This is a genomic window from Pseudomonas putida, from assembly GCF_001941965.1.
In the GTDB taxonomy this organism is placed as follows: Bacteria; Pseudomonadota; Gammaproteobacteria; order Pseudomonadales; family Pseudomonadaceae; genus Aquipseudomonas; species Aquipseudomonas putida_L.
The window spans coordinates 1-13,716 of sequence record NZ_MKZO01000053.1; the positions used below are offsets into that span (position 1 = coordinate 1).

The following is a 13,716-nucleotide window of genomic DNA, read 5'->3' on the forward strand; positions in this document are numbered from 1 at the left end:
GTTTACCCGCGATTGCGATGCTGAGGCCACTACTGCAATCGCTGGCAAGCGAGCTCCCACAGGTTGCTCGGCCAGCCGCAGGTTCTGTGTACGACGCGGTCACTGTGGGGGTTTACCCGCGATTGCGGGATCAAGGCCACCATCGTAATCGCTGGCAAGCCTGCCACTGGGCGCCCGCCCAGTAAAACTCCGTGCGTTTCCCGAAAGCTTGAGTACAATCATCGGTTTTTTGGGCTGGCACATTGCCCGCGCCTTTTTCCGTCCTGGATTGCTCGATGCTGAACGGCAGTTATTCCCCCTCCCTGGTCGTGATTTCCCTGTGCGTGGCGATCCTCGCTTCCTATACCGCCCTCGATCTGACTGGCCGCCTGGCCACGGCAAAGGGCCGTGCGGTGTATCTGTGGATGACCGGCGGCGCGCTGGCCATGGGCATGGGTATCTGGTCGATGCACTTTATCGGCATGCTCGCCTTCAGCCTGCCGATCCAGTTGGGCTATGACGTCACCCTGACCATCCTCTCGCTGGTCATCGCCGTGTTGTCATCGGGCTTTGCGCTATGGCTGGTCAGCCAGCGCAGCCTGCCGCTGCGCATGCTGCTGCTCGGCGCCGGCATCATGGGCGCCGGCATCGCCTGCATGCACTACACCGGCATGGCGGCGATGCGCATGCAGCCCGGCATCCAGTACGACCCACTGCTGTTCGGCCTGTCCCTGCTGATTGCGGTCGGCGCCTCGATGGCGGCGCTGTGGATCGCTTTCCGCCTGCGCCGCAACACCCCCTATGTGCGCCAGGTACGCGCTGGCGCGGCCGTGGTCATGGGGGTTGCCATCGTCGGCATGCACTATACCGGCATGGCGGCTGCCAACTTCCCCGAAGGCAGCTTCTGTGGCGCCTTCGAGAGCGGTTTCAACGGTGATGGCCTCGATTACCTGGTGCTGATCACCACACTGGCAGTGCTGTCGGTAGCGCTGCTGACCTCGGTCCTCGATGCCCGCCTCGAAGCCCGCACCGCCGACCTCGCGCGTTCCCTGACCCTGGCCAACCAGGAGCTGACCCAGTTGGCCCTGCACGACACCCTCACCGGGCTGCCCAACCGGACCCTGCTGGCCGACCGTATCGACCAGGCCATGAGCAAGGTGGCCGAGCACGGCGGCCAGTTCGCGCTGATGTTCATCGACCTGGATGGTTTCAAGCCGGTCAACGATGCCTACGGCCACCACACCGGCGACCAGTTGCTCAAGGAAGTGGCCCTGCGCCTGCGCGGTCATCTGCACAGCCAGGACACCCTCGCGCGGATCGGTGGCGACGAATTCGTCCTGCTGGTGGAACTGGACGACCCTGACGATGCGGTCAACGTCGCCGCCAAGCAGGTCAACCTGGTGTCCCGGGCGTTCCGCCTGGCCGAACAGAACCTGCAGATTTCCGCGAGCATCGGCATCGTCCTGTACCCCGGCAACGGGGCGGACCAGCACGAATTGCTACGCAACGCCGACGCCGCGATGTATCACGCCAAGAGCGCCGGCAAGAACGGCTACAGCTTCTTCGACGTGTCGATGAACAGCAACGCACGCCTGCAGTTGCAGTTGCTGCAGGACCTGCGCACCGCGGTCGAAGAAAAGCAGTTCCGCCTGCATTACCAGCCCAAGTACGACGCCATTGGTCGCCACCCCATCGGCGCCGAGGCGCTGGTGCGCTGGGAACACCCGGTCCACGGCCTGTTGCTGCCAGACCGCTTCATCACCCTGGCGGAAAAGACCGGGCTGATCATTCCCATCGGCGAGTGGGTGCTGGAAGAGGCCTGCCGGCAGATGCGCGTCTGGATCGACCAGGGCTATGCCGACTGGCGTATCGCGGTGAACCTCTCGGCCATCCAGTTCTGTCATGCCGGGCTGGTGGACAGCGTCGCTGCCGCCTTGCGCCGCAACGACCTCGCGCCCAACAGCCTGACCCTGGAAATCACCGAAACCACCGCCATGCGCGATGCCGACGCCAGCATGGACGTGCTGCAACGCCTGTCGGACATGGGCGTGGACCTGTCCATCGACGACTTCGGCACTGGCTACTCCAGCCTGATGTACCTCAAGCGCCTGCCGGCCAACGAACTGAAGATCGACCGCGGTTTCGTCCGTGACCTGGAGCAGGACAGCGACGATGCGGCGATCGTCTCGGCCATCGTCGCCCTGGGCCAGGCGCTGGGCCTGCGTATCGTGGCCGAAGGGGTGGAAACCGACCGCCAGCAGGACTTCCTGACCCGGCTGGGCTGCGATTCATTGCAAGGCTATCTGCTCGGGCAACCGGTGCCGCCCGAGCGTTTTCTCCAGGATATAGAGCGGGTGAGGGTGGCCCAGGCGGTCAGGCCGAGCGCTTGAGGGCGCAGGACGGCTGGAAGGCTTCCAGTTCGTCTTCCACCGCCTCGATGATCCGCTCGACATCGTGGGCGGCCATGACGGTGGAGCAAGGGATGCCGGCAATGGCCAGCAGGGTTTCGCCGGTGGCCCGGTCGAACAGCCGGGCGACCATGCTGCGCGGCGCATCCATGCTTGCTTCGAAGCCGAGCGGATGAAAATGCCAGCGCATCATCTGGCAGGCGCCGGGGAAGGTGAATTTGTTCATGCAGGCCTCCTTGTACCGCGCGACGACAACCCTGAATGAATTCGACCAAAGTAGTAGGCCTTTTCCGGCCAGAGGCTAACCATAGCAGCATTGCCCGGGGTGAAAAGGAATAATTCCCGGTGCTTTTTACGGTTCCATGACAGCCGTCACACTCCATCGACCTGGTGATTTTTTGCGCAAACGTTTTCTCCGCCACCTGTACCCGGCCTGCACGGGCGCGCTGGCGGACGGTCGGCGCGAACGGGGTCGAGGGTTTCCGACCGGCGGCGTGACCGGCTTTCAGCTCAGCAAGCCGGCGGCGATATTCACGGTGAAACCGAGGATTGCCGTGTTGAACAGGAAGCCGATCAGCGAGTGCACCAGCACGACCCTGCGCATCTGCTTGCCGCCGATGCCGACGTCGGAGGTCTGCACGGCGACGCTGATGGTGAAGGAGAAGTAGTGGAAGTCCCAGAAGTCGGGATGGCATTCGCCGTCGGCGAAGCGCAGTAGCGGCTCCTTGCCGTCGCAGGTATAGAACAGGCGCGCGTAGTGCAGGCTGAAGATGGTGCCGATCAACAGCCACGAGCCGGCCACGGTCAACCCGGTGTAGGCGTAGTGCAGGACCAGCGCCTGGCCTTGCAGGTCCTTGCTGCCGGCCAGTTGCAGGGTGACCGCGGCGAGGCTGGCGACGGCGGCGATGCTGACCACGAAGAGCACCAGCACGGCGTTTTCGTCTTCTTCCTCGGCGATCTGCCGGACCCGCGGAGCGCCGGCCTTGAAGGTCAGGAGCAGGATCAGTACCAGGTAGATCCAGACGGCGATGTTCCAGCCGGCGAGGATGTGCTGGACCTTGTCGCCGGCGGGAATGAACAGGCCGCCGAGCACCCCGAGTGCCGCGGCGAGGGAGAGGCGGGGATGGGTCCGGGCCAGTTTATGGAATGCCATGTGGGCTCGCTGGGAGAGGGCTTCAGGCAACTGTAGACGATCGCGCCAGGGGGGATGTTCCCCGGACTGGAGGTGCTGCTGACGGCCACGGGGCCGGTGCCGCACCACCCACCTTTGGCGGGAGACGGCTGGCCATCAGCAGTGCTGCAGATTACAGGGCAGCCTTCACCTGCAGGCCCACCACCAGCGCATTGTCGATATCAGCCCCGGAAAACGCTCCCGGCTCCATGACGTACTGCACATCCGGGCGCAGCGTCAGCCACGGCGTCGCCTGATAGCCATAGCTCAGCTCGATCAAGCGCTCGGCATTGCCCAGGCTCGGGAAGTCGTCACCATTGGCCAGGGCGTTCTGCTCCTGCACCTCGCGGCTGCGCGGATTCGGCACGGCACGGCCGAAGCCCAGGGCCACGGTGTCGTTCGGCCGGCTGGCGAACGGCTGCTTGAGCACCACGCCGACGCTGTACCACTTGCTGAACGGCGACGCCGCCGAGCTGGCCGCCGCGGCCTGCCCGAACACATGCAGGGTCTGGCCCGCCAGGTCATTCGCCTGCCATACCGCCTGGTCCAGCAGCACGTAATGTCCGCCACGCCCGGCCACTTCCTCGTCGCTGCCAATGCGCTTGGCATCGGAACTGTCGTAGTACCAACCCACCTTGTATTCGCCAGGCAGGCCATTGAGCTTCTTGTACACCAGCTCCACCGGCACCACGGTCCCGGTCTTGTGCTTGGGCGTGATGTTCCAGGCGCGGCTGGAGTTGCCGTTGCTTTCCGGATCCACGGCAAAGGCGGCCACGCGCAGTTGCCAGGCCGGGTCGAAGCTGTATTTCACCCGCACGCCAAGGCGCGCATTCGGGTAGTTGGTCCAGCCACTGCCACCGGACATGTTCAGCGGATGCCCGCAGAAACCGGCGTTCATGAAGTTGCAGAGGATGCCGCTGTCCAGTCCGCCGAGATCATTGCCCATGGCCATGTAGCCGAGCTTGACCTCCAGGTCCGGGGTGAACAGGGTGCGCTCGTAGCTGAGCTCGGTGAGGCGGGTGTACAGGCCACCGTAGTTTTCCTGCAACGGCAGGCGGTTGCCGACCAGGTCGCCGGAGCCGTCGTTGCCGCGGCGGTCGTTGAGGGTCAGTTGCACCACGCCGGCATTCTCGGCCTGGAGCAGCTTGTCCAGGTCGAACCGCACGCCGAGCTTGAGGTTCTGCGAGTAGCGCGCCGAACGCTTGAGGCCGCCGTGGGTGTTGTAGACGGTCTCGCCACTGTAGTCGCCGGTGAAGCGGATGCCGTCGGCGTCCATCTGGCTGCGCAGGCCGCCCCAGTCGCCGGTCAGGGTCGAGTCGGCGAAGGCGAAGGAGGGCAGCAGGCAAGCGCCCAGCAAGGCGGCGGGAAGGTAACGCGGGGAAGAAAGCATTTCGGTCATTCCAGGATAAAGCGGGCGCCCGCCATGGAGGCGGGCGCCGGGGGGATCAAGGCAGGGCGTAGGCGATCACGTAGTCGCCGCGGTCGGTGGACTGGCGTGCGCCGCCAGCGGTGATGACCACGTATTGCTTGCCGGTCTTCGGCGACACGTAGGTCATAGGGCCACCCTGGCTGCCGACAGGCAGGCGGGCTTTCCAGATTTCCTTGCCGTTGCCGCTATCGAAGGCGCGCAGGTAGAAGTCCTGGGTGCCGGCGATGAACACCAGGCCGCCCTGGGTCGACAGGGTGCCGCCAAGGGTCGGCAGGCCGATCGGCAGCGGCAGGTGCATGCGGATACCCAGCGGGCCGGTGTCTTCCACGGTGCCGACCGGAACCTGCCAGGCGACTTTCTGGGTCTTCATGTCGATGGCGGTCAGGGTGCCGTACGGCGGGGCCTGGCACGGAATGCCGGCGACCGACAGGAAGCGGTTCTTGTTCACCGCATACGGCGTGCCTTTGAGCGGTACCGCGCCCATGCCGGTGTTCAGTGCTTCACCACCACCAGCGGCCTGGCCCTTGTTGGCCGACGGGATCATCTGGATCCACAGGCCCAGGCGCATGTCGTTGACGAAGATGAAGCCGTTGACCGGGTCGGTCGACAGGCTGCCCCAGTTCATCCCGCCCAGCGAGCCCGGGAAGCTCAGCGACAGGTCGGTGCCCGGCGCGGTGTACAGGCCGTCGTAGCGCATCTTCTTGAAGTCGATGCGGCACAGCAACTGGTCATACGGGGTCGCGCCCCACATGTCCGACTCGGTCAGGGTCTGTGCGCCGATCTGCGGCATGCCGGTGGATTTCGGCTGGGTCGGCGAGTACGGCTCGTTGGGGATGTTGGACGGCTTGACCGGCACGTCTTCGACCTTGGTCAGCGGCTGGCCGGTGGCGCGGTCAAGGACGAAGATCTGCCCGGCCTTGGTGCCGATCACGACGGCTGGAACGCTGCTGCCATCGGCCTTGGTGAAGTCGATCAGGCTCGGCTGCATCGGCAGGTCGAAGTCCCACAGATCGTTGTGCACGGTCTGGTAGACCCACTTCTCGGCGCCGGTGCTGGCGTCCAGGGCGACCACCGAAGCGCCGTACTTGTGGTTCAGCTCGGTACGCTCGACACCATAGATGTCGGTGGACGAACTGCCCATCGGCAGGAACACGGTGTTCATCGCCGCGTCGTAGGACATTGGCGCCCAGCTGTTCGGCGTGCTGCGCACGTAGGTGCTGCCGTCGGCCGGGGCTTGCTTGTCTTGCGGATTGCCCGGGTCGAAGGCCCAGCGCATGGCGCCGGTGATTACGTCGAAGCCGCGGATCACGCCGCCAGGCATGTCGGTTTGCACGTTATCCGCGACCCGACCGCCGACCACCACGGTGGTACCGGCCATCAGCGGGGCCGAGGACAGTTGGTAGTAGGAGTCCGGCACATCACCGAGGCCGGCCTTCAGGTCGACCTGGCCCTTGTTGCCGAAGTCTTCGCAGAAGGCGCCGGTATCGGCGTCGACGGCGATCAGGCGGGCGTCGATGGTGTTGGTCAGCAGGCGACGCTGGCAGGCGGCACCGGCCGGGACGCTGGCGGCGATCACCGGGATGCTGTCCGGCTGGGTCGGCTGTGCGACAGGCTGGGTGGCATCGAAGTAGGCCATGCCACGGCAACGCTGCCAGACCTTGGACTGGGCGTTGATATCGTTGCGCCACAGTTCCTTGCCGCTATCGGCATCGAGGGCGATCAGGTTGTTGTGCGGGGTGCAGATGAACACCTTGTTGCCGACCTGCAGCGGGGTCAACTGGTCTTCCGCGCCGTTGCCGTCGCTGATGGCGACGTCGCCGGTGTGGTAGGTCCAGGCCACCTTGAGCTTGTCGATATTGCTGCGGTTGATCTGGTCCAGCGCAGCGAAGCGGCTGCCGCCCTCGGTGTTGCCGTAGTGCGCCCAGTCTTTCTGCGCCTTGGCCGGATCCACCGGGGTCAGGGCCGGGCCGTTGCCGTTGGCTTCGACGGTCGGGTGCGGCACGAACATGTTGCCCACGGCCCAGACCACGGCGATCGCCAGCACGCCGGCGATGCCGTAGGCACCCCGGCCGCCGCTCGCGCCGGAGGCACGCTTGAGCATCGGGTAGACCAGCGCGACCACCAGGCCGATGACGCTGAACATGAACAGGCGGGAGAACATTGGCCAGAAGGTCCGGTCGGTGTCGACCAGGGCCCAGATCGCCGTGGCCACCAGGAACGCCGCGAACAACCAGGCGCCGGCCGGCTTGCGCAGGGCGATGAGGATGCCGGCGACGGTCATGGCCAGGCCGCCGATCAGGAAGTACCAACTGCCGCCCAGGGTGGTCAGGCGGATACCGCCTGCAGCCAGGGCCAGGCCGAGCAGGGCGATCACTGTGCCCAGCCCGATCAGGATGAATTTGCTTAGGCCAGAGGCCTGAGGTTGAGGGGTCATGCCGGGTATCTCGCTGTGTGAATGCGGAGGCGATTATACGCTTAGCTAGCTAATTAACCAGATAGTTCATTGGTCGAATGTGAAAATCCGAGTTCGGCGGTGGGGATTGGTTGGGTTGAGCGTAGCCCTTGTGGGGCGGGTGTATTGGGTCTTTAGGCAAGGATTTTTGTTGTTTGTGAGGGCTTCATCGCTGGCAAGCCAGCTCCCACAGGTTCACCGCCGTTCTTGCGAGCGGTGCGGTCCCTGTGGGAGCTGGCTTGCCAGCGATGGCCTCAAGGGCACCGCCGAGATGAAGATCTGTTACCGGGCTACCGGAATGCACGATTCCGGGGCGCACACTGAGCCATTAGGTAGCACTGTCCCCCAGCCACCTTTGCCCCCAAACCCACCATTCCCATCCAAATCAATCCTTTACCTCCCATTCGAATAACCTGGCACACATCCTGCTTTTTCGTATCCATGGATAATTGGATACAAAAATACAAAAGGTGATTCCCCATGCAATTCGCCCCCGCTTACGTTGACCGCCAGCCGCAGACCGCCGAGGAGGAGGCCTACAACTTCCTTCTCGAAGCCATCTGCTGCGGCCGCTACCGCAAGGGTGACCGGCTGATCGCCGAGGACATCGCCAGCGAGATCGGCATGAGCCGCATGCCGGTGCGCGAAGCCTTCCGCCGCCTTGACGCCCAGGGCCTGGTGACCTTGCGCCCCAACCGCGGTGCCGTGGTCAGCGGCCTGGACATCGAGGAGCTGCACGAAGTCTTCGAAATGCGCAGTGCCCTCGAAGGTCTGGCCGTGCGCGTGGCCGTCGCCCATATCGGCGAGCGCCAGCTGGCGGCCCTGGAGCGCATGCTCGACGAGATGGACGACTACCGCGACGAGAGCGCCCAGTGGGTCCGTCGGCACCGCGCCTTCCACGAATACCTGTGCAGCCTCAGCGGCCGCCCGCGCCTGATGAAGCAGATTTCCGCGCTGTACTCGCTGGTCGAGGCGCCCATGCGCCTGTGGCTGCAGCATGGCGACAAACCCTTGAGCGCCCGCGAGGAGCACGCGGTGATCCTCGAGGCCATCCGCGCCGGCGATGCCGACAAGGCCGAAGCCGTGGTCCGCGACCATATCGAAGGCACGGTCCCGGCGCTGATCCAGTTCCTGCAATCGGAAAAATAGAGGCGGGTCCGAACCCGCCCGTGTTTTGACTTTGAATCCTGCCGTTGTCCAACGAAGTGGAGTGTCTGGTCATGCATTTACGCCGCGCCTTGCTGGTGGCTGTTTCCCTCGCTATGTGCACGCAATGGGCCGCTGCCGCGCCCCAGGTGCCGGAGCGCCTGAAAACGGTCGAAAAACTCACCTACTGCTCGGGGATGGACTCGCCACCCCTGGTCTCCTTCGACGCCGCGCAAAAGCCCCGTGGGCTGACCGTCGACCTCGGCCTGGAAATCGCCAAGCGCCTGGGCAACAAGGACGTGCAATGGCGGGTGATCCCGTTCTCCGGCCTGGTCCCGGCGCTACTCGCCGGGCAGTGCGACATGATCGTCGACCAGCTGTTCGACAAGCCCGAACGGCGCCAGGTGATCGATATCGTCAACTACATGTATTCCAGCCAGGCGGTGGGGGTGCCCAAGGGCAATCCCAAGGCCCTGAAGACCCTCGACGACCTGTCCGCGCACAAGGTCGCCGTGCTCAACGGCTCGACCATCAAGACCCTGCTCGACGCCCATAACGAAACCCTGTCCAAGGCCGGCAAGCCACCGATGAAGGTGGTGGTCTACAACACCGACACCGACGCCTTCCAGGCCCTGCGCATCAGCCAGGTCGATGCCTATGGCACCACGGTGGAAACCGCCGGCTACTACGCCGCCATGGCCCCGGACCTGTTCGAAGAGGGCGTGCCGGCGTTCAGCCGCATCCTCACCGGGCTGGGCCTGCGCAAGGACGATCAACAACTCACCGCTGCCGTGCAGCAGATCATCGACGACATGCGCGCCGACGGCAGCTACGCCAGGCTCTTGAGCACCTGGCATGTCAGCAGCGACACGCTCGACTGAGGGCCATGACGCATGAACTTCAATTGGGATGTGTTCTGGCAATACCTGCTGCAACCCAGCGGCGTGTACCTCACCGGGCTGTGGCTGACCTGCCTGATCGCCGTGCTGGCCATGGCCCTGGGTTGCGCCCTGGGCCTGGCGGCGGCGCTGATGCGCCTGTCGAGCAACCCGCTGCTGCAATGGCCGGTGCGTTTCTACGTGTGGCTGATGCGCGGCACGCCGCTGCTGGTGCAGATCGTCTTCCTCTATACCGCGCTGGCGGCGGGCGGGATCTTCCGCTTCGAGGACATCGAACTGCTGGGCCTGGTAGTCCCCGGCAATATCCAGGCGGCGATCATCGCCCTGGGCCTCAATGAAGGCGCCTATATGGCCGAGATCATCCGCGCCGGCATCGGCGCCGTGGACAAGGGGCAATATGAAGCCGGGCGTTCCTTGGGCATGACCTTCGGCAAGCTGATGCGCCGCATCGTCCTGCTCCAGGCGTTCCGCGTGATCGTTCCGCCGATCGGCAACGAATTCAACGTGATGCTCAAGAACACCACCCTGGTCAGCGTGATCGGCGTGCAGGAGCTGCTGCTCAGCACGCAGATGGTCACCTCGGCGACCTTCCGCGTGTTCGAGCTGTACCTGGTGGTCGCCATCTACTTCCTGCTGCTCACCACCTTGTGGGGCTTCTTCCAGCGCTGGCTGGAAAACCGCTTCGGCCAGTCCGACCGCCCCAGTTCGCCGCCCCCGGCCGCCAGCCGCATGTTCGGCCGCGGCACCCTGAAACTGCTGAGAGGACGCTGAGCCATGGCGCAGAAAAGCGAAGAACTGGTGATCGAGGCGCTGGACATCCACAAGTCCTTCGGTGCCTTGCAGATCCTAAAGGGCGTGTCGTTGCAGGTGAAGCGCGGCGAAGTCGTGGTGCTGATCGGCGCCTCGGGCTCGGGCAAGACCACCTTCATCCGCTGCATCAACCTGCTGGAAGACATCCAGGGCGGGCGCATCCGCGTCAACGGCCACGCCATGGGCTACCGCGAACGGCCCGACGGCAGCCTGGTGCGCGACTCCGAGCGCAATATCGCTCGCCAGCGCCGGGATATCGGCATGGTCTTCCAGCGTTTCAACCTGTTCCCGCACATGACCGCGCTGGAAAACATCATCGAAGCGCCGGTGCAGGTGCTCGGGGTGTCCAGGGCCGAAGCACTGGAACAGGCGAAGAAACTCCTCGCCCGGGTTGGCCTGGCGGACAAGGGCAGCCACTACCCCTCGATGCTCTCCGGCGGCCAGCAACAGCGCGTCGCCATCGCCCGTGCCCTGGCGATGAAACCCCAGGCCATGCTCTTCGACGAACCCACCAGCGCCCTCGACCCGGAGATCGTCGGTGAGGTGCTGCAAGTCATGAAGGAACTGGCCGAGGAAGGCATGACCATGGTCGTGGTCACCCATGAAATGGGCTTCGCCAAGGAGGTCGCCGACCGCGTGGTGGTCCTCGACCAGGGCGAGCTGATCGAGCAGGGCCCGCCGGAACAGATCTTCAACCACCCGACCCACCCACGTACCCGGGCCTTTCTCAGCCGCGTGCTCTGACCTTTCGCACAAGGAATACCGTCATGCGTTCAACGAGCTTGTTCGCAGCGCTCTGCTGCGCCGCCGTAATGCCCTTCGCCCAGGCTGCCGGGGGAGAAGTCAAGGTCTACAACTGGTCCGACTACATCGCCCCGGACACCCTGGCCAACTTCGAAAAGGCCAGTGGCATCAAGGTCCGCTACGACGTCTTCGACACCAATGAAATGCTCGAAGCCAAGCTGCTTTCCGGGCACTCCGGCTATGACCTGGTGGTGCCGTCCAGCCAGTTCCTCTCCAAGCAGATCCGTGCCGGCGCCTACCAGCCGCTGGACAAGGCCCGGCTTGGCAACTGGAAGCATCTCGACCCGCGCCTGATGCAGCGCCTCGAAGCCGCCGACCCCGGCAACCGCTACGCCGTGCCCTACATGTGGGGCACGGTGGGTATCGGCTACAACGAGGAAAAGGTCCGCGCCGTGCTCGGCAAGGACGCGGTGCTCGACTCCTGGGCCATGGTCTTCGAGCCTGGCAACCTGGAAAAGCTCAAGACTTGCGGCGTCGCCTTCCTCGACGCGCCGATCAAGATCATCCCCCAAGTCATGCTCTACCTCGGCCTCGACCCCAACAGCACCAGGCCGGAGGACTACAAACAGGCCTCGAAACGCCTGCTGCAGCTGCGGCCCTCGGTCACCTACTTCAACTCCTCCAAATACACGGCGGACCTCGCCAACGGTGATATCTGCGTCGCCATCGGCTACTCCGGCGACGTCATGCAGGCCCGCAGCCGGGCGAAGGAAAGCGGCAAGCCGGTGGACATCCGCTACCTCATTCCCAAGGAAGGCGTGAACCTCTGGTTCGACATGCTCGCCATCCCCAAGGACGCCGCCAACCCCGGCAACGCCCACGCCCTGGTCGACTACCTGCTGCGCCCGGAGGTGATCGCCCCGATCAGCGACTACGTCGGCTACGCCAACCCCAACAAGGACGCCACCGCCCTGATGGACCCCAAGGTCAGCAGCGATCCCGGCATCTACCCGAGTGACGAGGTGATCGAACACACCTTCGTCTCCGCCGACCTGCCGGACGCCATCCAGCGCCTGATCACCCGCGAGTGGAACCGGATCAAGTCCGGTCAATGAATTCCTGAATCAGAGAGTGCCTAGTCATGTTGAAACTATCTGCCCATGAGTATCCGTATCCGTCCCAGCGCCAGAGCGTGTTTGCCCGGCGCGGGATGGTCGCAGCTTCCCAACCGCTAGCCGCCCAGGCCGGCATCGAGATCATGCAGAAGGGCGGCAATGCCATCGATGCCGCGATCGCCACGGCGGCGGCCTTGACCGTGGTCGAGCCCACTGGCAACGGGATAGGCGGGGATGCGTTCGCGCTGGTGTGGGTCAAGGGGCAGTTGCATGGGCTCAATGGCAACGGGCAGGCGCCGGCGGCCTTGTCGGTGGAGGCGGTCAAGGCGGCCGGGCATGCGGAGATGCCGTTGTATGGCTGGACGCCAGTGACGGTGCCGGGGTGTCCGTCGGCCTGGGCGGTGTTGTCGGAGCGGTTTGGGCGGTTGCCGTTTGCCGAGTTGCTGAAGCCGGCGATCAGCCTGGCGCGGGACGGGTTTCCGGTGTCGCCGGTGGTGGCGCATCAGTGGGAGATTGCGCTGAAGGAGTTCGCGCCGCATCGGGATGGGGTGTTGCAGGCGTGGTTCGATACCTTCCTGATTGAGGGGCGGGCGCCGAGGGCGGGGGAGATGTTCTTCAATCCTGCGCAGGCGGAGACCCTGGAAGAGCTGGCTGCGACTCGGTGCGAGAGTTTCTACCGTGGGGAGATTGCCCAGCGGCTGGATGCGCATTCACGGGCGACTGGCGGGTACCTGCGGGCCAGTGATCTGGAAGGGTATCGGGCACAGTGGGTCGATCCGATCTCGATCAACTATCGCGGGGTGGATGTGTGGGAGATTCCGCCCAGTGGGCAGGGGTTGGTGGCGTTAATGGCGCTGAAGATCCTGGAAGGGTTTGACTTCGATCACCGGGACAGTCAGCTGACCTGGCACCGGCAACTGGAGGCGATGAAGTTGGCGTATAGCGATGGGCTGCACTACATCACCGATCCGGAGCATATGCGGGTGGCGGTGGCGGATTTGCTCAGTGATGAATATGCGGCGCGGCGGCGGGGGCAGATCGGGGAGATGGCGCAGCCGCCGTTGCATGGGGATCCTCTGGCCAGTGGCACGGTTTATCTGGCTACGGCGGATGCCGAGGGGAATATGGTTTCGTTTATTCAGAGCAACTATCACGGGTTTGGGTCGGGGGTGGTGCTGCCTGGGAGTGGGATTGCGCTGCAGAATCGGGGGCAGGAGTTCAGTCTGGATTCTTCGCATGCCAATTGTCTTTTGCCTGGGAAGAAGACCTTTCACACGATCATTCCGGGGTTCCTGACCAAGGACGGGGAAGCGCTCGGGCCGTTTGGGGTGATGGGGGGGTATATGCAACCCCAGGGGCATGTGCAGATGGTGATGAATATGGTGGATTTTGGGTTGAATCCGCAGGCTGCACTGGATGCGCCTAGGTGGCAGTGGTTGGGGGGGATGAAGGTTGGGGTGGAGCAGGGGGCTTCTCGGGATTTGATCAACGCGCTGATGCGGCGGGGGCATGAGGTGGTGGTGGTTAGTGATTCTACGGATTATGGGCGGGGGCAGATTATTT

The 13,716-nt window shown here is 64.4% G+C and carries 11 protein-coding genes; 7 read left to right on the plus strand and 4 right to left on the minus strand.

All coding sequences use genetic code 11. The features are described from left to right. Positions 1-275: 275 nt before the first annotated feature. On the plus strand, positions 276-2,369 hold the full coding sequence (locus PSEMO_RS25425) for a putative bifunctional diguanylate cyclase/phosphodiesterase (protein WP_075805721.1): 2,094 nt from the start codon (positions 276-278) through the stop codon (positions 2,367-2,369). Here PSEMO_RS25425 and PSEMO_RS25430 read toward each other — a convergent pair. The 4 genes from PSEMO_RS25430 to PSEMO_RS25445 form a co-directional block, all read right to left on the minus strand. Continuing rightward, the gene (locus PSEMO_RS25430) at positions 2,353-2,613 is read right to left on the minus strand and encodes a DUF1652 domain-containing protein (RefSeq protein ID WP_075805722.1); all 261 of its coding nucleotides are present in this window, start codon (positions 2,611-2,613) and stop codon (positions 2,353-2,355) included. The genes PSEMO_RS25425 and PSEMO_RS25430 overlap by 17 nt on opposite strands. A gap of 279 nt (positions 2,614-2,892) precedes the next feature. Continuing rightward, complete coding sequence (locus PSEMO_RS25435) at positions 2,893-3,540, minus strand: DUF1345 domain-containing protein (protein ID WP_075805723.1); 648 nt, start codon at positions 3,538-3,540, stop codon at positions 2,893-2,895. Positions 3,541-3,691: 151 nt separating this feature from the next. Next, a complete protein-coding gene (locus PSEMO_RS25440) occupies positions 3,692-4,948 on the minus strand; it encodes a carbohydrate porin (RefSeq protein ID WP_075805724.1) in 1,257 nt (418 codons plus the stop codon). 55 nt (positions 4,949-5,003) lie between these two features. Beyond that, positions 5,004-7,421, minus strand: coding sequence for a glucose/quinate/shikimate family membrane-bound PQQ-dependent dehydrogenase (locus PSEMO_RS25445; RefSeq protein ID WP_075805725.1), 2,418 nt, complete (start codon positions 7,419-7,421; stop codon positions 5,004-5,006). Positions 7,422-7,919: 498 nt separating this feature from the next. On the opposite strand from PSEMO_RS25445, the gene PSEMO_RS25450 reads away from it, so the two are divergent. The 6 genes from PSEMO_RS25450 to PSEMO_RS25475 all read left to right on the plus strand — a co-directional run. Next, on the plus strand, positions 7,920-8,588 hold the full coding sequence (locus PSEMO_RS25450) for a GntR family transcriptional regulator (RefSeq protein WP_075805726.1): 669 nt from the start codon (positions 7,920-7,922) through the stop codon (positions 8,586-8,588). A 71-nt stretch (positions 8,589-8,659) separates the two neighbouring features. Continuing rightward, positions 8,660-9,466: an ABC transporter substrate-binding protein gene (locus PSEMO_RS25455; protein ID WP_075805727.1), complete on the plus strand. Its 807-nt coding sequence runs from the start codon at positions 8,660-8,662 to the stop codon at positions 9,464-9,466. A gap of 12 nt (positions 9,467-9,478) precedes the next feature. Further along, complete coding sequence (locus PSEMO_RS25460; protein ID WP_075805728.1) at positions 9,479-10,255, plus strand: amino acid ABC transporter permease; 777 nt, start codon at positions 9,479-9,481, stop codon at positions 10,253-10,255. Positions 10,256-10,258: 3 nt separating this feature from the next. Continuing rightward, the gene (locus PSEMO_RS25465) at positions 10,259-11,038 is read left to right on the plus strand and encodes an amino acid ABC transporter ATP-binding protein (RefSeq protein WP_075805729.1); all 780 of its coding nucleotides are present in this window, start codon (positions 10,259-10,261) and stop codon (positions 11,036-11,038) included. A 68-nt stretch (positions 11,039-11,106) separates the two neighbouring features. After that, entirely contained in the window at positions 11,107-12,153 is a 1,047-nt protein-coding gene (locus tag PSEMO_RS25470) for a polyamine ABC transporter substrate-binding protein (protein WP_256721210.1), read from the plus strand. Between the two features lie 26 nt (positions 12,154-12,179). Then, positions 12,180-13,716 (plus strand): gamma-glutamyltransferase family protein (locus PSEMO_RS25475; RefSeq protein ID WP_075805731.1); only part of this gene is annotated, 1,537 nt, incomplete at its 3' end.

Coding starts and splice junctions, on each gene's coding strand:
- PSEMO_RS25425 (WP_075805721.1), top strand. CDS start 276: ATGCTGAACGGCAGTTATTCCCCCTCCCTGGTCGTGATTTCCCTGTGC.
- PSEMO_RS25430 (WP_075805722.1), bottom strand. CDS start 2,613: ATGAACAAATTCACCTTCCCCGGCGCCTGCCAGATGATGCGCTGGCAT.
- PSEMO_RS25435 (WP_075805723.1), bottom strand. CDS start 3,540: ATGGCATTCCATAAACTGGCCCGGACCCATCCCCGCCTCTCCCTCGCC.
- PSEMO_RS25440 (WP_075805724.1), bottom strand. CDS start 4,948: ATGCTTTCTTCCCCGCGTTACCTTCCCGCCGCCTTGCTGGGCGCTTGC.
- PSEMO_RS25445 (WP_075805725.1), bottom strand. CDS start 7,421: ATGACCCCTCAACCTCAGGCCTCTGGCCTAAGCAAATTCATCCTGATC.
- PSEMO_RS25450 (WP_075805726.1), top strand. CDS start 7,920: ATGCAATTCGCCCCCGCTTACGTTGACCGCCAGCCGCAGACCGCCGAG.
- PSEMO_RS25455 (WP_075805727.1), top strand. CDS start 8,660: ATGCATTTACGCCGCGCCTTGCTGGTGGCTGTTTCCCTCGCTATGTGC.
- PSEMO_RS25460 (WP_075805728.1), top strand. CDS start 9,479: ATGAACTTCAATTGGGATGTGTTCTGGCAATACCTGCTGCAACCCAGC.
- PSEMO_RS25465 (WP_075805729.1), top strand. CDS start 10,259: ATGGCGCAGAAAAGCGAAGAACTGGTGATCGAGGCGCTGGACATCCAC.
- PSEMO_RS25470 (WP_256721210.1), top strand. CDS start 11,107: ATGCCCTTCGCCCAGGCTGCCGGGGGAGAAGTCAAGGTCTACAACTGG.